Here is a 19,524-nt window from a genome sequence, read left to right on the forward strand (position 1 = left end):
GAGCGAAGGTGATCCGCAGATCGTTTTTGGTGCTCGTCGGCAGCGCGGTCGGGCTGTCGGCATGCGGTTTCCAGTTGCGCGGCCGGCAGGACTACGCGTTCAAGCGCCTGCTGGTGGCCGGCGCGCCGGCGCCCGTCGAGGCACGGCTCACGCGCCTCGTCCAGGCCGGCAGCGACACGAAGATCGTCAAATCGGTGGACGAAGCCGATGCCGTGCTGCGCATGTCCGAGTCGCGTGGGCAAAACACGCTGACGCTCAACAAGTACGGCTCCGCGCAGGAATACGCGCTGTTCTACACGCTGAACTTCACGCTGACGAGCCAGGACGGCACGCTGCTGATCCCGCCGAGCGCGATCGCGCTGAACCGCGCGATGACGTACAGCGACCAGTACACCAACGCGAAGGCGCAGGAAGCCGATATTCTGTACGGCGACATGCAGAACGACGCGGTCGACCAGCTGATGCGGCGTCTCGCGATCGTCCACTCGCTGACGCCGGCGCCGGAGGACGTGGTGCCGGGCGTCGCGCCGCGCGCGCCGCTGCCGCCGCCGCCGCTGTGATCGCCGGCGCACGCACCGATGCAATTGCGACTTGATGCGCTGGAGCCGCACCTCGCGAAGGGGATGGCCGGGCTCTACACCGTCTACGGCGACGAGCCGCTGCTCGCGCAGGAAGCGTGCGACCGCATTCGTGCGGCCGCACGCGCGGCCGGCTTCACCGAGCGTTCGGTGCATACGGTCGAGCGCGGCTTCGACTGGAGCGTGCTGCTTGGCGCGACCCAGGCGATGTCGCTGTTCGGCGAGCGCCAGCTGATCGAGCTGCGCATTCCGTCGGGCAAGCCCGGCAAGGAAGGCGCCGATGCGCTGAAGACGCTCGCGGCCACGCCCAACCCCGACGCGCTGATGCTCGTCACGTTGCCGCGCCTCGACGCGGCCACGCAGAAATCCGCGTGGTTTACCGCGCTGCAGAACGGCGGCGTCGCGCTGAAGATCGATCCGGTCGAACGCGCGCAGCTGCCGAACTGGATCGGCCAGCGTCTGTCGATGCAGGGCCAGCGCGTCGCGCCCGGCGACGACGGGCGGCGCGCGCTGCAGTTCATCGCGGAGCGCGTCGAGGGCAACCTGCTCGCTGCGCATCAGGAGATTCAGAAGCTCGGGCTGCTCTATCCGCAGGGCGTGCTGTCGTTCGAGCAGGTGCACGACGCGGTGCTGAACGTCGCGCGCTACGACGTGTTCAAGCTGAACGAGGCGATGCTCGCGGGCGATGCCGCCCGGCTCGCGCGGATGATCGACGGGCTGAAGGGCGAGGGCGAGGCGATCGTGCTCGTGATGTGGGCCGTCGTCGAGGAATTGCGCACGCTGCTGCGGATCAAGCGCGGCACGACGGCCGGCAAGCCGCTGGCCACGCTGCTGCGCGAGAACCGCATGTGGGGCCCGCGCGAGCGGTTGATCGGCCCCGCGCTGAACCGCGTGTCGGAAGCGGGGCTCGAAAAGGCGCTCGCGTTCGCCGCGAAGCTCGACCGGCAGGTCAAGGGCTTGTCCGCCGTCACGCCGGGCCGCCGTACGCAGGACGAACCGCCGCCCGACCCGTGGGACGGGCTGTTCCAGCTCGCGATGACGGTCGCGAGCGCCCGCGGCGAGCGACCGCCGACCGCGGGTCGCGTGCGACGCTAAGTCCCGTTCGGGCCTTCAGCGCGCGCTGCGCAACCCGCTTACAATGCTTCGATAGCTGGCGCGGCATATCGGCCGCCGCCCTGCGCGGATGGCTGTCCCGCGGATCGTCACACCCCGGATGGCCGTCCCCGGATGGCCGTCCCGCTTCCCCACGAATTCACGCCGCGCCAAGCGGCTCGCTTCTCGAGTCACACGATGGATATCGACCAGTACATGACGGACCTGGGCCGCCGTGCCCGGCACGCTTCCCGCGCGATGGCGCGCGCCAGCACGGCCGCGAAGAACGCGGCGCTCGACGCCGTGGCCCGCGCGATCGAGCGCGACGCGCAGGCGTTGAAGGATGCGAATGCACGCGACGTCGCTCGTGCCCGCGAAAAGGGCCTCGACGCGGCATTCATCGATCGCCTGACGTTGTCCGACAACGCGCTGAAGACGATGGTCGAAGGTCTGCGCCAGGTCGCGTCGCTGGCCGATCCGATCGGCGAGATCGGCAACCTCAAGTACCGCCCGAGCGGGATCCAGGTCGGCCAGATGCGCGTGCCGCTCGGCGTGATCGGCATCATCTACGAGTCGCGCCCGAACGTGACGATCGACGCGGCCGCGCTGTGCCTGAAGTCGGGCAACGCGACGATCCTGCGCGGCGGCTCCGAGGCGCTCGAATCGAATGCGGCGCTCGCGAAGCTGATCGGCGAAGGGCTCGAGGCGGCCGGCCTGCCGCAGGATGCCGTGCAGGTCGTCGCGACCGCCGATCGCGCCGCGGTCGGCAAGCTGATCACGATGACAGAATATGTCGACGTGATCGTGCCGCGCGGCGGCAAGAGCCTCATCGAGCGACTGATCAACGAGGCGCGTGTGCCGATGATCAAGCACCTCGACGGCATCTGCCACGTGTATGTCGACGATCGCGCCGATCTCGCGAAGGCGCTGACCGTATGCGACAACGCGAAGACGCACCGCTACGGCACCTGCAACACGATGGAAACGCTGCTCGTGGCGAGCGGCATCGCGGCGACGCTGCTGCCGCCGCTCGGCAAGCTGTATCGCGACAAGCAGGTCGAGCTGCGTGTCGATGCGGCCGCGCGCGCGGTGCTGGCCGAGGCGGGCGTCGGCCCGCTCGTCGACGCGACCGACGAAGACTGGCACACCGAATATCTCGCGCCGGTGCTCGCGATCAAGATCGTCGACGGCCTCGACGCCGCGATCGAGCACATCAACCACTACGGCTCGCATCACACCGATGCGATCGTCACCGAGGATCACGACCGCGCGATGCGCTTCCTGCGCGAAGTCGATTCGGCAAGCGTGATGGTCAACGCGTCGACGCGCTTCGCGGACGGCTTCGAATTCGGCCTCGGCGCGGAAATCGGCATCTCGAACGACAAGCTGCACGCACGCGGCCCCGTCGGCCTGGAAGGGCTCACGTCGCTGAAGTACGTCGTGCTCGGGCACGGCGAAGGCCGTCAGTAAAGCGAGGCGCACAACCGATGGCAATGCTCTGGGTCAAGACGTTCCATATCGTTCTGATCGCCGCGTGGTTCGCAGGGCTGTTCTACCTGCCGCGCATCTACGTGAACCTGGCCATGGAGACCGATCCGGCCGCGGTGCGGCGCCTGCTGCTGATGGCGCGCAAGCTGTTCCGCTTCATGACGATGATCGCGGTGCCGGCGCTGGCCTGCGGGCTGTGGCTCTGGCTCGTGATCGGCATCGGCCAGGGGCAGGGCTGGATCCACGCGAAGGTGACGGTGGTGCTGCTGCTCGTCATCTACCACGCGTATTGCGGGCACCTGCTGCGCGTGTTCGAGCGCGGCGAGAACCGCCGCACCGACAAGTGGTATCGCGTGTTCAACGAGCTGCCGGTGCTCGGCATGCTCGCCGCGGTCGCGTTGGCGGTGATCAAGCCGTTCTGAACCCGGCCGGCGGCTCCGTCGACGAGCATGCCGGCGGTCGATCGATGCACACATGAAACAACGGCGCCCCTCGGGGCGCCGTTGTTTCATGTGCGCGGCGTGCGCATCAATCCTTCGTCGGGTCGTCGATCCGGCGGCGCGTGATTGCCTCCTTCGCGCGACCGACGCGCTCCATCAGCGCGGGCCCGCGCGACAGCGCGACGCCGACCGCGAGGATGTCGCCGATCGCGAGGTGCGACATCCGCGACGTCATCGGCGAGAACACGTCGGTTTCCTCGGCCACGTTCGACGCGAGGCTCACCGTCGCGAGTTTCGCGAGCGGCGAATGGCTCTGCGTGATCGCGACGACCTTCGCGCCGCACGCGAGCGCGGAGCGCGCGGCATCGACGATGTCGCGGGTGCGGCCGGTGTTCGAGATCGCGACGACGACGTCGTGCGGCCCGAGCAGCGCCGACGACATCGAGAACGTGTGCGGGTCCGAATACGCGACGCTCGGCACGCCGAGCCGGAAGAACTTGTGCTGGATGTCCTGCGCGGCGATGCCCGAGCCGCCGGCGCCGTAGAACTCGATGCGCGACGCATTCGACAGCAGCGCGATCGCGTCGGCGACGCTGCCGGCCGACAGGCTGTTGCGTACCTCGATCAGCGCGCCGATCGTGCGGTCGAACACCTTGCCGATGATGCCGGGCGCGGGCTCGTCGGGCTCGACGTCGCGATACACCGACGACACGCCCGGCGCGACGCTCTGCGCGAGCCGGATCTTGAATTCGCGAAAGCCGCTGCAGCCGAGCGCCTGGCAGAAGCGCGCGATGGTCGGCTGGCTGACGCCCGCGCGGGTCGACAGCTCGGTCATCGCGAGGTCGAGCACCTCGCGCGGCGCGGCGAGGATGTAGTCGGCAAGCTTGCGCTCGGACGGGCGCAGTTCGGCGCGGATCGCTTCAATGCGAGGCAGCATGGGGCGGTGGATGGAAATGGGGTTCGGATGAGCGAGTGTATCGCAATCGAATTGTAGAAAATCTACACGAAAATGCTAGCTCCATTGCCGGTAATTTCTGCTTCGGCTTCGGCGGTGAATTAGGGTTTTTACTAGGTAAAGCCTTGCTGGTGGCGGGAATGTGGGTTGCGCGCCTGTCGATCTGCATTGCGCGCATGTAGTTTTTCTACTAGACTGGCTTCGTTCGTTCGACGCACTCGACCGTCCCCACGATTCCAACCGCCGGTGTCGTCCGGCATACAGGAGCGCCCAGCATGACGTCGCTGCACCCCACTCTGGCGAAAGTCACCGAACGCGTGATCGCCCGCAGCCAATCGACCCGTTCCGCCTATCTGCAGCGCATCGACGGCGCGCAAGGCAAGTTTCCGGCGCGCGGCGCGCTGTCGTGCGCGAACCTCGCGCACGGCTTCGCGGGTCTCGAAGGCAGCGACAAGTTCCAGATCAAGGCGATCCGCGAGCCGAACATCGGCATCGTGTCCTCGTACAACGAGATGCTGTCCGCGCACGCGCCGTACAAGGATTTCCCCGACATCATCAAGGCCGCCGCACGTGAGAACGGCGGCGTCGCGCAGTTCGCGGGCGGCGTGCCGGCGATGTGCGACGGCGTCACGCAGGGCAACCCCGGGATGGAGCTGTCGCTGTTCTCGCGCGAGGCGATCGCGATGGGCACGGCGATCGCGCTCACGCACAACATGTTCGACGCGGCGCTCTGCCTCGGCATCTGCGACAAGATCGTGCCGGGCCTGCTGATCGGCGCGCTGCAGTTCGGCCACCTGCCGACCATCTTCGTGCCGGCCGGCCCGATGACGAGCGGCCTGTCGAACGACGACAAGGCGAAGATCCGCCAGCAGTTCGCGACCGGCCAGGTCGGCCGCGACGCGCTGCTCGAAGCCGAATCGGCCGCGTATCACGGCCACGGCACCTGCACGTTCTACGGCACCGCGAACAGCAACCAGATGCTGATGGAGCTGATGGGCCTGCACCTGCCGGGCTCGGCGTTCGTCCATCCGCACACGCCGCTGCGCGACGCCCTGACGGCCGAAGCCGCGCGCCGCGTGCTCGATCTGACGGTCGAGCGCGGCCAGTACACGCCGATCGGCCATGTGATCGACGAGAAGGCGATCGTCAACGGGATCGTCGCGCTGCTCGCGACGGGCGGCTCGACCAACCACACGCTGCACCTTGTCGCGATCGCGCGTGCGGCCGGCGTGCTGATCGACTGGAACGATTTCGACGAGCTGTCGGCCGTCGTGCCGCTGCTCGCGAAGATCTACCCGAACGGCAAGGCGGACGTGAACCATTTCCACGCGGCGGGCGGCGTTGCGTTCCTGGTGCGCAACCTGCTCGAAGGCGGGCTGCTGCACGAAGACGTGACGACGGTCGCCGGCAAGGGCCTGTCGCACTACACGAAGGAGCCGAAGCTGATCGACGGCAAGCTGACGTGGGTCGACGGCACGGCCGAGAGCCACGACACGAAGGTGCTGCGCGGCATTCGCGAGCCGTTCCAGCCGGACGGCGGCCTGCGCCTGATGCAGGGCCGGCTCGGCCGCGGCGTGATCAAGATTTCGGCGGTCGCGCCCGAGCACCGCAAGGTGACGGCGCCCGCGATCGTATTCGATTCGCAGGAAGCCGTGCAGGCGGCATTCGATCGCGGCGAGCTCAAGCGCGATTTCGTCGCGGTCGTGCGCTTCCAGGGCGCGCGCGCGAACGGGATGCCCGAGCTGCACCGTTTGACGCCGCTGCTCGGCGTGCTGCAGGATCAGGGCTTTCACGTCGCGCTCGTCACCGACGGCCGCATGTCCGGCGCGTCGGGCAAGGTGCCGGCGGTGATCCACGTGTCGCCGGAAGCGCTGCTGGCCGGCCCGCTCGGCAAGGTGAAGACGGGCGACACGCTCGTGATCGACGCGGAAGCCGGCGTGCTCGACATCGAGGTCGACGACGCCGAGTGGCAAGCGCGCGCAGTGGCGCAGCCGCAGCACCAGGCGGAGAACGAAGTCGGGTTCGGGCGCGAACTGTTCGGCGTGTTCCGCGCGGCCGCCGCGCCGGCCGAGCAGGGCGCATCGGTTTTCGGGACGCTGGTCGGCGAAACGGTCGTCGGCGTCGCTGCATGAATTTCAAGGAGTGTCATCAATGAAGACGATTGGCGAAATCGTGAAGCTGGGCCCGGTCATTCCGGTGCTCGCATTCGACTCGGTCGAGCAGGGTGAACACGTGTCGCGCGCGCTGCACGCGGGCGGCGTCAAGGTGCTCGAGATCACGCTGCGCACGCCGGCGGGCCTGGAGGCGATCCAGCGCGCGAGCCAGCTCGCGGACGACATCGTCGTCGGCGTCGGCACGATCACGAAGCCCGAGCACTGCGCGCAGGCGAAGCGTGCGGGCGCGAAGTTCGGCGTGTCGCCGGGCCTGACGAAGGACCTGCACCTCGCGTCGCTCGACGCGGACCTGCCGCTGCTGCCGGGCGTGATGACGCCGAGCGACATCATCCAGGCGCTCGAATTCGGCTACGAGATCGTCAAGTTCTTCCCCGCGCAGCAGGCCGGCGGCGTGCCGATGCTGCAGGCGTTCCACGGCCCGTTCCCGGCGCTGAAGTTCTGCCCGACGGGCGGCATCACGGCCGAAAGCGCGCCGAGTTTCCTGAAGCTGCCGAACGTCGTGTGCGTCGGCGGCTCGTGGCTCACGCCGAAAGCCGCGCTCGCCGCGCAGGACTGGGCCGAGGTCACGCGCCTCGCGCAAGCCGCGAGCCAGCTCCCCCGTTAAGACTTGTACCAAATGATCGTTTTGCCCTCGGAAAGCAAGCGTTAGTGCTTGTTTTACCGAGGGTTTTTGCTGATGGAACCGGTTCTATCCGTGGGCCGCAAAGATAAGTAAAATTCAGCGTCCTGACGGGGGGTACCCCCGTGTTTCGGAGACCTGCATAGCCGGGCATACTCGCAACACCTCGCCCGGTTCGAACAATTCTAGGAGGAGTGCCACATGGGGGCCGTCCAAGGCAGCGTGCTGCTCGTATTCACGCTGATCGCGATCGCCGCGCTGATCCTGATGATCGCGCGCTACAAGATCTACCCGTTCCTGGTGCTGATCATCGTTTCGCTGGGCCTCGGCCTCGTCGTCGGCATGCCGATGGACAAGATCGTCAAGTCGTTCGAAACGGGCACCGGCGGCACGCTCGGCCACATCGCGATCGTCGTCGGCCTGGGCACGATGCTCGGCAAGATGATGGCCGAATCGGGCGGCGCCGAACGGATCGCGACCACGCTGATCGACTGGTTCGGTGAAAAGAACATCCACTGGGCGATGATGTTCGTCGCGATCATCGTCGGCCTGCCGGTGTTCTTCGAAGTCGGCTTCGTGCTGCTGATCCCGATCGCGTTCAACGTCGCGAAGCGCACCGGCAAGTCGCTGCTCGTCGTCGGCCTGCCGATGGTGGCCGGCCTGTCCGTCGTGCACGGGCTGATCCCGCCGCACCCGGCCGCGCTGCTGGCCGTTCAGCAATACGGCGCCGATATCGGCAAGACGATCGCATTCGGCCTGATCGTCGGCGTGCCGACCGCGATCATCGCCGGTCCGCTATTCGCGCTGATGATCTCGAAGTTCGTGAAGCTGCCGGAAAACAATCCGCTCGCGGCGCAGTTCGTCGATACGCACACGGAGGGTCGCAAGCGCGAACTGCCGAGTTTCGGCATCACGCTGTTCACGATCCTGCTGCCCGTCGTGCTGATGCTGGTCGGCAGCTGGGCCGACCTGGTGTTCGCGCCGAAGTCGCTGCCGAACAACCTGCTGCGCTTTGCCGGCAACTCCGACGTCGCGCTGCTGATCGCCGTGCTGGTGAGCTTTTTCACGTTCGGCAAGCTGCAGGGCTTCAACCGCGACCAGATCCAGAAGTTCTGCGGCGAGTGTCTGGCGCCGATCGCCGGGATCACGCTGATCGTCGGTGCGGGCGGCGGCTTCGGCGGCGTCCTGCGCGACAGCGGGATCTCGCAGCAGATCGTCGAGACCGCGAAGCACGCGCACCTGTCGCCGCTGCTGCTCGGCTGGTTCGTCGCGGCGCTGATGCGTCTCGCGACGGGTTCGGCGACGGTCGCGATGACGACGGCCTGCGGCATCGTCGCGCCGATCGCGGCGGCGTCCGGCGCGGCGGTCAGCCCGGAACTGCTGGTGCTCGCGACGGGCTCGGGCTCGCTGATCTTCTCGCACGTGAACGACGGCGGCTTCTGGCTGATCAAGGAATACTTCGGGATGACGGTCGGTCAGACGTTCAAGACCTGGTCGCTGCTTGAAACCATCATCTCGGTGCTCGGTCTTAGCTTCACGCTGCTGCTGAGCCTGGTTCTGTAACAAGGGGTAGTCAATGATTCTGATCGCAATGGGCGTGTCGGGCGCGGGCAAGTCGCGAATCGGCGAAATGCTGGCGGAACGCCTGTCGTGCAGCTATACCGATGGCGACGCGTTTCACAGCGCGGCGAACAAGGAAAAGATGCATCACGGCATTCCACTGACCGACGACGACCGCTGGCCGTGGCTGCGCACGATCCGCGCGGCCATCGAGGAAAAGCAGCGCGCCGGCGAGACGGCCGTGTTCACGTGCTCGTCGCTGAAGCGGTCGTACCGCGACGTGCTGCGCGGCACCGACACCGACGTGCGGTTCGTGTATCTGAAGGGTTCGTTCGAGGTATTGCAGGAGCGCCTGAAGAGCCGCACGGGCCATTTCTTCGATCCGTCGCTGCTGAAGAGCCAGCTCGACACGCTCGAGGAGCCGGGCCCGGACGAAGCGATCGAGGTCAGCATCGAATTGACGCCCGAACAGATCGTCAACGAAGTGATGGTGAAGATCGGCTTCGCGCAGCAGCACTGAGCGCGGTTGGCCGCAAGCTTCATGAAAAAGGCGCCTTCGGGCGCCTTTTTCGTTGGCGGCGCGCGCGCCGGTCAGGCTGCGTGCGCGTGCCGCGCGATGCCGTCGAGCAGCACGTCGAGCATCGTGTCGTGCACCACGGCCGGATCGAGCCGCGCATAGAGCGGCGCGGCCGATTTGACGAGCGGATGCGCGGTATCGGAGAGCGCATTCATTTCCGCGAGCTCGACGTCGTTCGCGGGCCGCGTGAGGCCGCCGGCCTCGGCGGCGGCGAGCCCGATCACGCTCGCATACCAGCCGACGCACACGGCCGGCAGCGCCGCGCGCGGGATGCCGGCGTCGGCCAGCGCGCGATGCACGGCCTCGATATGCGCGAGATCGGCCGGCCCCGTGCTCATGTGCCGCTGCAGCAGCGCGAATGCGGCCGGGTAGCGCAGCGCGAGCGCGCGGTACTGGCGCGCGAGATCGCGCAGCCGGTCGCGCCACGGCAGCGTGTCGTCGACCGGTACCAGCGAGCGCGACAGCGCATTCGCGATCGCACGGGTCAGGCCGTCCTTCGACTTGAAGTGATACAGCACGCTCATCGGGTCGCAACCGACCGACTGCGCGAGCTTGCGCACGCTGAACGCGGCTTCGCCGACCTCTTCGAGCAGCGCGAGCGCGGCCGCGACGATCGCGTCCTTGTCGAGGCCGCGCGGGCCTTGGGCGGGTTTGTCTTTCATCGAGGCGGGCTGGCAGGCGGAACGGCGCCCGCTGTAAACTTGACGAAAGCTTATTCTACACTGTAGAATTATTTCTGCGGTGTAGAAATTGGGTGTCCCGGCACCTTTCAATACGTGCTTTCGCACAGTCCGGGATTCAGGCGGCACGAGCGTGCCCGCCGTCAACACGGGCCATCGCGCCCCTTTTTATCGTTGACACCCATGTGGAACCGGCTGCCCCACCCGCGAAGCCTCACGGCCCTTCGACTGGCGGCCCAAGACCATGCAAGTGCAATCATGACCACCCACAACAAACCCCTGATCCAGGGCGAATCGCGTTTCGACCAGACGCAACTGAACATCGAAAAGGACAACTGGAACTGGTGCGAGCCGTCCCGCTACGACGGCGAACGTCCGGCCAACTGGTACGAGGCGTCGCTGTCGCGCCACGAAAACGGCGCGCCGCTCGCGCACGACGCCGTGTGCGACGTGCTGGTGATCGGTTCGGGGCTGCTCGGCGCATCGGCCGCGCTGCATCTCGCGGAAGCGGGAGTCGACACGATCCTCGTCGACAAGCATCACATCGGCTCCGCGGCGTCGGGCCGCAACGGCGGGCAACTGACGCCCGGCCTCGCGCGCTGGGAAGCCGCCGACATGATCGACTACCTGTCGCACGACGACGCGAAGCGGCTGTGGCGCTTCGCGTCGACCGAATCGATGGACCTGATCGACGAAATCGGCGCGCGTTACGCGCTCGATCTCGACCGCAAGCGCGGCCACGTGACGGCGGCGGTCCACCCGGGCCACATGAGCGCGCTGCTCGACGGCGCGGACGCCCGCCGTCATCTCGGCGATGCGGGCGTGACGCTCGTCGGCCGCCATCAGCTGCACGACGAATACGTGCGCTCGGACCTGTATCACGGCGCGGCGATCGACGCGCTCGGCGGGCAGCTTCATCCGCTCGCGCTGGTGCGCGGCCTCGTGCATGGCTTCCAGTTGAACGGCGGCGCGCTGTACGAAGGCACCGAGGTGCTCGAGCTCGACGAAACGCCCGCGGGCGTCGTCGCGACGACGCCGGGCGGCACGATCACCGCGCGCCGCGGCGTCGTGCTCGCGCTGCACAACACGACGTTCCGGCTGCTGGACGACGGCGGCGCGACCACCGTGCCGTTCTTCACGTATGTGAGCGTGACGGCGCCGCTCGACGTCGACGTCGCGACGCTGATGCCGGCCGGCATGCCGGTGTACGACACGCAGTTCCAGATCGACTACTACCGGCCGGTGCGCGGCAACCGCCTGCTGTTCGGCGGGCAGGGCACCGGCTCGTGCTGGGCGCAGCAGGACGTCAACGCGTATCTGCTGACGCGGCTGAACACGGTGTTTGCGCAGCACGACGGCCGCTTCGCGCTCGACTACTGCTGGAGCGGCGTCAGCGACTTCACGCTGAACGGCGCGACCGACAGCCGCAAGACCGACGGCCGCGTGCCGATGTACATGGTGCAGGGCTGGAGCGGGCACGGCGTCGCGCAGACGGTGCGGATCGGCAAGGCGATCTGCGACGATTTCGTCGGGCGCAACGACGATTTCTCGATGCTGACCGGCATCGACCATCGCGAGATTCCGCTCGGCCGGCAGTTGTCGCCGATCGCGATTCCGGCCGCGAAGGCGGCGATGAGCGTGATGAGCGCGCTGAATCCGGGGCGGATGATTTCGTTCTGACCTTCGGTCCCCGCGCGACCACCAACGAAAAAGCCCGATGCGAAAGTGCTCGCATCGGGCTTTTTTTCCGTCCGGCGACGGCGGCGCTTACGCGATCCGCTTCGCGAGTTCGACGGCCTTGCCGATGTACGACGCAGGCGTCATCGCGAGCAGGCGATCCTTCGCGTCCTGCGGGATCGCCAGCGTGCCGACGAATTCCTGCAGCGCTTCGCGCGTGATGCCCTTGCCGCGCGTCAGTTCCTTCAACTGCTCGTACGGGTTCTCGATGCCGTAGCGGCGCATCACCGTCTGCACCGGCTCCGCGAGCACTTCCCAGCAGTTGTCGAGATCTTCGTTCAGGCGCTGCGGGTTCACTTCGAGCTTGTCGAGGCCGCGGATCAGCGAGTCGTACGCGAGCAGCGAGTAGCCGAGCGCGACGCCCATGTTGCGCAGCACCGTCGAGTCGGTCAGGTCACGCTGCCAGCGCGACACGGGCAGCTTGTCGGCGAGGTGGCGCAGCGTCGCGTTCGCGAGGCCGAGGTTGCCTTCCGAGTTCTCGAAATCGATCGGGTTGACCTTGTGCGGCATCGTCGACGAGCCGATCTCGCCGGCCTTCGTCTTCTGCTTGAAGTAGCCGACCGAGATATAGCCCCACACGTCGCGGTCGAGGTCGAGCAGGATCGTGTTCGCGCGAGCGACCGCGTCGAACAGCTCGGCCATGTAGTCGTGCGGCTCGATCTGGATCGTGTACGGGTTGAACGTCAGCTTCAGGCGGTTCTCGATCACGTCGCGCGAGAACGCTTCCCAGTCGAATTCCGGATACGCGGAGAGATGTGCGTTGAAGTTGCCGACCGCGCCGTTCATCTTGCCGAGGATCTCGACCTTCTCGATGCGCGCGATCGCGCGGGCGAGGCGCGCGGCGACGTTCGCGAGTTCCTTGCCGAGCGTCGTCGGGCTGGCCGGCTGGCCGTGCGTGCGCGACAGCATCGGCTGCTCGGCGAGCGCGTGCGACAGCGCGACGAGGCGCTGGTGGACCGTGCGCAGCGCCGGCAGGATCACGTGCTCGCGCGCGCCGGCGAGCATCATCCCGTGCGACGTGTTGTTGATGTCTTCGGACGTGCACGCGAAGTGGATGAATTCGCTGGCCTTTTCGAGCTCGGCCTGGCCCTTGACCGATTCCTTCAGCCAGTATTCGACGGCCTTCACGTCGTGGTTCGTCACGCGCTCGATTTCCTTGATGCGCGCGGCGTCGTGCGCGGTGAAGCGCTCGGCGAGCTGCAGCAGGAATTGTTCGGATGCGTCGGAGAAGCGCGGGACTTCCGCGAAGCCGGCGCGCGACAGCGCGATCAGCCAGTGCACCTCGACGGTGACGCGGTGGCGCATGAAGGCGGCTTCGGAGAGCCAGTCGCGCAGCGCTTCGGTCTTGCTGGCGTAGCGGCCGTCGATGGGCGAGAGCGCGGTGAGGGCGAAAAGCGTATCGGGACGAGTGTCGGACATGATCGGGCGGGCCTTGGAGCCGGGGCGAACGAGGGGGAGGAGAATCCGGCATTTTACCATTGGCGCGGGTCGATTCCGGCCGAACCGGTCCGGCCGCTGCCCGCCCCGGGCAATCGGTGCGCACCTGGCGGCCGGCCGTCGCGCATCCGGCCTGCCGGCGGGCGCCCCGCCGACTCGCCGCGGCCGCCTGTCACCCCGCCGACCACCCCGCCGACCACCCCGCCGGCCACCCCGCCGGCCACCCCGCCCGCCGGTAGAATGCAGGCTTCTTCCCGACCGCCGCCCGCCGCGCCCGCCTGCATGGAACTGAAATGGCTCGAAGACTTCGTCTCGCTCGCGGAAACGCGCAGCTTTAGCCGGTCCGCCGAACTGCGGCACGTGTCGCAGCCCGCGTTCTCGCGGCGCATCCAGGCGCTGGAAGCATGGCTAGCGACCGAACTGATCGATCGTTCGGTCTATCCGACGCGGCTCACGCAGGCCGGCCAGATCTTCTACGAGCAGGCACTGACGATGCTGTCGCAGGCGCACGAGGCGCGCACGCTGCTGCGCGGTCACGTCGGCGCGCCGGTGCCGACGATCGAGTTCGCGGTGCCGCACACGCTGTCGCTCACGTATTTCCCGCGCTGGCTGCAGCGGATCGAGGCGAAGATGGGGCAGCTCCACACGCGGCTGCGCGCGCTGAACGTGCACGATGCCGTGCTGTCGCTCGTCGAGGGCGGCTGCGATCTCGTGATGGGCTACCACCACCCGAGCCACCCGGTCGCGCTCGACCCGGCGCGCTATGACATGCTCGTCCTCGGCAGCGAGCCGATCAGCGCGTTCTCGGCGCCGGGCCGCGCGGGCCGGCCGCGCTACACGCTGCCGGGCACGGCCGATGCGCGCGTGCCGTACCTGTCGTATACGCCGAACGCGTATCTCGGCCGGATGACCGAAGTCATCGTTGCGAACGCACCGACGCGGCTGTTCCTCGATCGCGTCTACGAAACCGACATGGCCGAAGGGCTGAAGGCGATGGCGCTCGCGGGCCACGGCGTCGCGTTCCTGCCGCACAGCGCGGTCGAGGACGCGGTGGCCGGCGGCCGGCTGATCCGGCTCGACCGTTCCGCGCGCGGCGGCACGCATCCGTACACGCTGACGATGGAGATTCGCCTGTACTGCGACAAGCTCGCGCTGCAGGGCGAGGATCCGCGCCAGAAACTCGTGCGCGCGTTGTGGGAGGTCGTGCGCGACGAATTGCGCGACACGGCCGAATGACAGAATCGAGCACGGCCGCGCGCGGCTGACGACGAGCTTGCCGCGCCTGTCGGACGGCTGTCGGGCGGGCGTCCGGTGTATTGCACCAACGATTTTTCGCGCAACGCGATGCACGACCGATCGCGGGCGTTCTTGCGCAAATCGACCGCGGATTTGCGAAAAATCGCGATCATGCAAGAAACGCATAATCGAATAAACAAACGGCATTGGATAAAAAAAACGGGTTTTTCGACAATGTGCGCAATCCGTTGAACGTTGGAGCTTCCATGTCTTCGCAACAGCAGTCCATCCCGTCCTACCTGCACGCCGACGATCTCGGCCCGTGGGGCAACTACCTTCAGCAGGTCGATCGCGTCGCGCCGTACCTCGGTTCGCTGTCGCGCTGGCTTGAAACGCTGAAGCGTCCGAAGCGCATCCTGATCGTCGACTGCCCGATCGAGCTCGACAACGGCACCGTCGCGCACTTCGAAGGCTATCGCGTGCAGCACAACGTGTCGCGCGGCCCCGGCAAGGGCGGCGTGCGCTACCACCAGGACGTGACGCTGTCGGAAGTGATGGCGCTGTCCGCATGGATGTCGGTGAAGAACGCGGCCGTGAACGTGCCGTACGGCGGTGCGAAGGGCGGCATCCGCGTCGACCCGCGCAAGCTGTCGCGCGGTGAGCTCGAGCGTGTCACGCGCCGCTACACCAGCGAAATCGGCATCATCATCGGACCGAACACCGACATTCCGGCGCCGGACGTCAACACCAACGAACAGGTGATGGCGTGGATGATGGACACGTACTCGATGAACCAGGGCCAGACGTCGACCGGCGTCGTGACCGGCAAGCCGATCTCGCTCGGCGGTTCGCTCGGCCGCAAGGAAGCAACGGGGCGCGGCGTGTTCGTCGTCGGCTCGGAAGCGGCGAAGAAGAAGGGCCTGGAAATCGCAGGCGCGCGCATCGCGGTGCAGGGCTTCGGCAACGTCGGCGGCATCGCGGCGAAGCTGTTCCAGGAAGCGGGTGCGAAGGTGATCGTGGTGCAGGATCACACGGGCACGATCTACCGGCCGGCCGGCCTCGATTCGAACAAGCTGCTCGACCACGTGGCACGCACGGGCGGCGTCGCGGGCTTCGAAGGCGCGGAGCCGATGCCGAACGACGAGTTCTGGACGGTCGAGACCGACATCCTGATCCCGGCGGCACTGGAAAACCAGATCACCGAGAAGAACGCAGCGAAGATCCGCACGAAGATCATCGTCGAAGGCGCGAACGGCCCGACGACGACGGCGGCCGACGACATCCTGAGCGCGAACGGCGTGCTCGTGATCCCGGACGTGATCGCGAACGCGGGCGGCGTGACCGTGTCGTACTTCGAGTGGGTGCAGGACTTCTCGAGCTTCTTCTGGACGGAAGACGAGATCAACCACCGTCTCGAGCGCGTGATGCGCGAAGCGTTCGCCGGCGTGTGGGCGGTTGCGGAAGAGCACAAGGTGTCGGTGCGCACGGCGGCGTTCATCGTCGCGTGCAAGCGCATCCTGATGGCGCGCGAAATGCGCGGCCTGTACCCCTGATCGGGCGTCGCCGGTCGGCCATTGCCGATCGGCGATCGGTTGACTACGATCACAGCGTGACGCAATCCACCGATTGCGTGCATGATCCCTCGCGGGCGGTGCCGAATCCGGCACCGCCCGCGCGTGCATTCATGCGTCACGAGCGCGCCCGAAGCCGGGAGGAAGGCTTCGTACAGGGCGATTCGTAGTGCGGTAAACAACCAGTTCTTTCAAAAATATTACTTTGATACACTGGCGCGGGTTTTAGCAAAGGAGATGACCAAAATGAAATACCAGAAGGCAGTCCTGATGGTCGCGGCGCTGTGCGCGTTCGCGAGCGGCGCGCATGCACAGGAGACCGGCACGCTGAAGAAGATCAAGGACACGGGCGTGATCGCGCTGGGGCACCGCGAATCGTCGATCCCGTTCTCCTACTATGACCAGAACCAGCAGGTCGTCGGCTATTCGCGCGAATTCCAGATGAAGATCGTGGACGCGGTGAAGAAGAAGCTGAGCCTGCCGAACCTGCAGGTCAAGAACATCCCGGTCACGTCGCAGAACCGCATCCCGCTCGTGCAGAACGGCACGGTCGACATCGAGTGCGGCTCGACCACCAACAACACCGAGCGTCAGCAGCAAGCCGCGTTCTCCGACACGATCTTCGTGATCGGCACGCGCCTGATGACGAAGAAGGATTCGGGTGTGAAGGACTTCGCCGACCTGAAGGGCAAGACGGTCGTGACCACCGCCGGCACGACGTCCGAGCGCCTGCTGCGCAAGATGAACAACGACAAGCAGCTGGGCATGAACATCATCAGCGCGAAGGACCACGGCGACTCGTTCAACACGCTCGAGTCGGGCCGCGCGGTCGCGTTCATGATGGACGACGCGCTGCTCGCGGGCGAGCGCGCGAAGGCGAAGCAGCCGGGCGAGTGGGTGATCGTCGGCACGCCGCAATCGGAAGAGGCTTACGGCTGCATGATGCGCAAGGGCGATACCGACTTCAAGAAGGTGGTCGACGACGCGATCTCGCAAGTCGAGAAGTCGGGCGAAGCCGCGAAGATCTACGCGAAGTGGTTCGAGAGCCCGATTCCGCCGAAGGGGCTGAACCTGAACTTCCCGCTGTCCGATTCGATGAAGAAGCTGTACGCGAACCCGAACGACAAGGCGCTCGACTGACCACACGGACGTTGACGCAGTAATGACGCTACTGAAACGGAAGAGGCCACGCTTCTTCCGTTTCTTTTTGCTGGAGTCTTGCCCATGTCTTACCACTGGAACTGGGGCATCTTCCTGAGCCCCGTCTCGACCGGCGAGCCGACGACTTATTTCGGATGGCTGATGTCGGGCTTCTGGGTGACGATCGAAGTGTCGCTCGTCGCCTGGGTCATCGCGCTGATCGTCGGTTCGCTGTTCGGCGTGCTGCGCACGGTGCCGAACAAATGGCTGTCCGCGATCGGCACCGTCTATGTGTCGATCTTCCGGAACATCCCACTGATCGTGCAGTTCTTCGTCTGGTACCTCGTCGTGCCCGAGCTGCTGCCCGCGTCGGTCGGCACCTGGATCAAGCAACTGCCGCCGACCACGCAGTTCTTCACCGCGTCGATTGTCTGTCTTGGCCTGTTCACCGGTGCGCGCGTATGCGAACAAGTGCGCTCGGGCATCAACGCGCTGCCGACGGGCCAGCGCGCGGCCGGCCTCGCGATGGGCTTCACGCAATGGCAGACGTACCGCTACGTGCTGCTGCCGGTGGCATACCGGATCATCGTGCCGCCGCTCACGTCCGAGTTCCTGAACATCTTCAAGAACTCCGCCGTCGCATCGACGATCGGCCTGCTCGACCTGTCCGCGCAGGCGCGTCAGCTCGTCGACTACACCGCGCAGACCTACGAATCGTTCATCGCGGTGACGCTCGCGTACGTGGTCATCAACCTCGTCGTGATGTCGTTCATGCGCTGGATCGAAGGCCGCACGCGGCTGCCCGGCTACATCGGAGGCAAGTGATGCATCAGTTTGACTGGAGTAGTATTCCCGGCGCGATGCCGACGCTGTGGTCCGGCGCGGTCGTCACGTTCAAGATCACGCTGATCGCGATCGTCGTCGGCATCGTCTGGGGCACGCTGCTGGCGCTGATGCGGCTGTCCGGCGTGAAGCCGCTCGCGTGGTTCGCGAAAGCGTACGTGACGGTGTTCCGCTCGATCCCGCTCGTGATGGTGCTGCTGTGGTTCTTCCTGATCGTGCCGCAGGTGCTGCAGGGCGTGCTCGGGCTGTCGCCGACGATCGACATCCGGCTTGCGTCGGCGATGGTCGCGTTCTCGCTGTTCGAAGCCGCGTATTATTCCGAGATCATCCGTGCCGGCATCCAGGCGGTGCCGCGCGGGCAGATGAACGCCGCGTTCGCGCTCGGCATGAACTACGCGCACGCCATGCGCCTCGTGATCCTGCCGCAGGCGTTCCGCGCGATGGTGCCGCTGCTGCTCACCCAGGCGATCGTCCTGTTCCAGGATACGTCGCTCGTGTACGTGATCAGTCTCGCGGACTTCTTCCGCACGGCCGCCAACGTCGGCGATCGCGACGGCACGACCGTCGAGATGGTCCTGTTCGCGGGTGCGTGCTATTTCGTGATTTGCTCGGTGGCGTCTGCCCTCGTCAAAGGTCTCCAGAAAAAGGTCACAAGATGATTTCCATCAAGAACGTTTCGAAGTGGTACGGCCAGTTTCAGGTCCTCACCGATTGCACGACCGAGGTGAACAAGGGCGAAGTGGTCGTCGTGTGCGGTCCGTCGGGCTCGGGCAAGTCGACGCTGATCAAGACCGTCAACGGCCTCGAGCCGTTTCAGCAGGGCGAGATCCTCGTGAACGGCCAGTCGGTCGGCGACCGGAAGACGAACCTGTCGAAGCTGCGCTCGAAGGTCGGGATGGTGTTCCAGCATTTCGAGCTGTTCCCGCACCTGTCGATCACCGAGAACCTGACGCTCGCGCAGATCAAGGTGCTCGGCCGCGGCAAGGACGAAGCGAACGAGAAGGGCATGAAGCTGCTCGATCGCGTCGGCCTGAAGGCGCATGCGCACAAGTTTCCGGGGCAACTGTCGGGCGGCCAGCAGCAGCGGGTCGCGATCGCGCGTGCGCTGTCGATGGACCCGATCGCGATGCTGTTCGACGAACCGACGTCCGCGCTCGATCCGGAGATGATCAACGAAGTGCTCGACGTGATGGTCGAGCTCGCGCAGGAAGGGATGACGATGATGGTCGTCACGCACGAAATGGGCTTCGCGAAGAAGGTCGCCCATCGCGTGATCTTCATGGACAAGGGCGCGATCGTCGAGGACGACCGCAAGGACGATTTCTTCTCGAATCCGCGATCGGATCGCGCGAAGGACTTCCTCGCGAAAATCCTGCACTGAGCGTTCGCACATCGCG

19 protein-coding genes are annotated in these 19,524 nt (G+C 66.4%); 16 read left to right on the forward strand and 3 right to left on the reverse strand.

Annotation, left to right across the window (positions count from 1 at the left end; genetic code table 11):
• The first annotated feature begins 8 nt into the window (after nt 1-8).
• From lptE to SB786_RS14355, 4 genes are all read left to right on the forward strand, one after another.
• Nucleotides 9-560: an LPS assembly lipoprotein LptE gene (lptE, locus tag SB786_RS14340; protein WP_410728014.1), complete on the forward strand. Its 552-nt coding sequence runs from the start codon at nt 9-11 to the stop codon at nt 558-560.
• Between the two features lie 18 nt (nt 561-578).
• Nucleotides 579-1,673, forward strand: coding sequence for a DNA polymerase III subunit delta (holA, locus tag SB786_RS14345; protein ID WP_410728015.1), 1,095 nt, complete (start codon nt 579-581; stop codon nt 1,671-1,673).
• Between the two features lie 195 nt (nt 1,674-1,868).
• Nucleotides 1,869-3,140, forward strand: coding sequence for a glutamate-5-semialdehyde dehydrogenase (locus SB786_RS14350; RefSeq protein WP_410728016.1), 1,272 nt, complete (start codon nt 1,869-1,871; stop codon nt 3,138-3,140).
• A gap of 17 nt (nt 3,141-3,157) precedes the next feature.
• Nucleotides 3,158-3,580 carry a CopD family protein gene (locus SB786_RS14355; protein ID WP_175757159.1) on the forward strand — a complete coding sequence of 141 codons (423 nt, stop codon included), beginning with the start codon at nt 3,158-3,160 and terminating at the stop codon, nt 3,578-3,580.
• A 106-nt stretch (nt 3,581-3,686) separates the two neighbouring features.
• On the opposite strand, the gene SB786_RS14360 is transcribed toward SB786_RS14355, so the two are convergent.
• Nucleotides 3,687-4,535, reverse strand: coding sequence for a MurR/RpiR family transcriptional regulator (locus SB786_RS14360; protein WP_050013824.1), 849 nt, complete (start codon nt 4,533-4,535; stop codon nt 3,687-3,689).
• A gap of 35 nt (nt 4,536-4,570) precedes the next feature.
• Here SB786_RS14360 and SB786_RS14365 point away from each other — a divergent pair, with 35 nt between their 5' ends.
• From SB786_RS14365 to SB786_RS14385, 5 genes are all read left to right on the forward strand, one after another.
• Nucleotides 4,571-4,735 carry a hypothetical protein gene (locus SB786_RS14365; RefSeq protein WP_410728017.1) on the forward strand — a complete coding sequence of 55 codons (165 nt, stop codon included), beginning with the start codon at nt 4,571-4,573 and terminating at the stop codon, nt 4,733-4,735.
• 93 nt (nt 4,736-4,828) lie between these two features.
• The gene (edd, locus tag SB786_RS14370) at nt 4,829-6,685 is read left to right on the forward strand and encodes a phosphogluconate dehydratase (protein ID WP_410728018.1); all 1,857 of its coding nucleotides are present in this window, start codon (nt 4,829-4,831) and stop codon (nt 6,683-6,685) included.
• A 19-nt stretch (nt 6,686-6,704) separates the two neighbouring features.
• Nucleotides 6,705-7,331: a bifunctional 4-hydroxy-2-oxoglutarate aldolase/2-dehydro-3-deoxy-phosphogluconate aldolase gene (eda, locus tag SB786_RS14375; RefSeq protein WP_166725575.1), complete on the forward strand. Its 627-nt coding sequence runs from the start codon at nt 6,705-6,707 to the stop codon at nt 7,329-7,331.
• A gap of 216 nt (nt 7,332-7,547) precedes the next feature.
• Nucleotides 7,548-8,909: a GntP family permease gene (locus SB786_RS14380; RefSeq protein ID WP_410728019.1), complete on the forward strand. Its 1,362-nt coding sequence runs from the start codon at nt 7,548-7,550 to the stop codon at nt 8,907-8,909.
• A 13-nt stretch (nt 8,910-8,922) separates the two neighbouring features.
• Nucleotides 8,923-9,426: a gluconokinase gene (locus SB786_RS14385; protein WP_006760218.1), complete on the forward strand. Its 504-nt coding sequence runs from the start codon at nt 8,923-8,925 to the stop codon at nt 9,424-9,426.
• 71 nt (nt 9,427-9,497) lie between these two features.
• Here the strand turns inward: SB786_RS14385 and SB786_RS14390 are convergent, their stop codons facing one another.
• Nucleotides 9,498-10,145 (reverse strand): TetR/AcrR family transcriptional regulator C-terminal domain-containing protein, encoded by a 648-nt coding sequence (locus tag SB786_RS14390; RefSeq protein WP_410728020.1) that lies wholly within the window; start codon nt 10,143-10,145, stop codon nt 9,498-9,500.
• Nucleotides 10,146-10,421: 276 nt separating this feature from the next.
• Between SB786_RS14390 and SB786_RS14395 the strand changes: the two genes are divergently transcribed.
• Nucleotides 10,422-11,843: an NAD(P)/FAD-dependent oxidoreductase gene (locus SB786_RS14395; RefSeq protein ID WP_410728021.1), complete on the forward strand. Its 1,422-nt coding sequence runs from the start codon at nt 10,422-10,424 to the stop codon at nt 11,841-11,843.
• An 87-nt stretch (nt 11,844-11,930) separates the two neighbouring features.
• Here SB786_RS14395 and purB read toward each other — a convergent pair whose 3' ends face one another.
• Nucleotides 11,931-13,319, reverse strand: a complete 1,389-nt coding sequence (gene purB, locus SB786_RS14400; protein WP_175757167.1) for an adenylosuccinate lyase — start codon at nt 13,317-13,319, stop codon at nt 11,931-11,933.
• Nucleotides 13,320-13,619: 300 nt separating this feature from the next.
• Here purB and SB786_RS14405 point away from each other — a divergent pair, with 300 nt between their 5' ends.
• The 6 genes from SB786_RS14405 (at nt 13,620) to SB786_RS14430 (ending at nt 19,508) form a co-directional block, all read left to right on the forward strand.
• Nucleotides 13,620-14,573, forward strand: a complete 954-nt coding sequence (locus tag SB786_RS14405) for a LysR substrate-binding domain-containing protein (RefSeq protein ID WP_410728022.1) — start codon at nt 13,620-13,622, stop codon at nt 14,571-14,573.
• A gap of 266 nt (nt 14,574-14,839) precedes the next feature.
• Nucleotides 14,840-16,126, forward strand: a complete 1,287-nt coding sequence (locus SB786_RS14410) for a Glu/Leu/Phe/Val family dehydrogenase (protein WP_410728023.1) — start codon at nt 14,840-14,842, stop codon at nt 16,124-16,126.
• Between the two features lie 264 nt (nt 16,127-16,390).
• Nucleotides 16,391-17,284 carry a glutamate/aspartate ABC transporter substrate-binding protein gene (locus SB786_RS14415; RefSeq protein WP_175657200.1) on the forward strand — a complete coding sequence of 298 codons (894 nt, stop codon included), beginning with the start codon at nt 16,391-16,393 and terminating at the stop codon, nt 17,282-17,284.
• An 84-nt stretch (nt 17,285-17,368) separates the two neighbouring features.
• Nucleotides 17,369-18,109, forward strand: a complete 741-nt coding sequence (locus SB786_RS14420) for an amino acid ABC transporter permease (protein ID WP_410728024.1) — start codon at nt 17,369-17,371, stop codon at nt 18,107-18,109.
• Nucleotides 18,109-18,786: a glutamate/aspartate ABC transporter permease GltK gene (gene gltK, locus SB786_RS14425; protein WP_410728025.1), complete on the forward strand. Its 678-nt coding sequence runs from the start codon at nt 18,109-18,111 to the stop codon at nt 18,784-18,786. Before SB786_RS14420 ends, gltK begins: the two co-directional genes overlap by 1 nt.
• On the forward strand, nt 18,783-19,508 hold the full coding sequence (locus tag SB786_RS14430) for an amino acid ABC transporter ATP-binding protein (protein WP_006755150.1): 726 nt from the start codon (nt 18,783-18,785) through the stop codon (nt 19,506-19,508). The genes gltK and SB786_RS14430 overlap by 4 nt, the downstream gene beginning before the upstream one ends.
• Nucleotides 19,509-19,524 lie beyond the last annotated feature (16 nt).

This window comes from Burkholderia sp. SIMBA_062 (genome assembly GCF_046534765.1).
Lineage (GTDB): Bacteria > Pseudomonadota > Gammaproteobacteria > Burkholderiales > Burkholderiaceae > Burkholderia > Burkholderia ambifaria.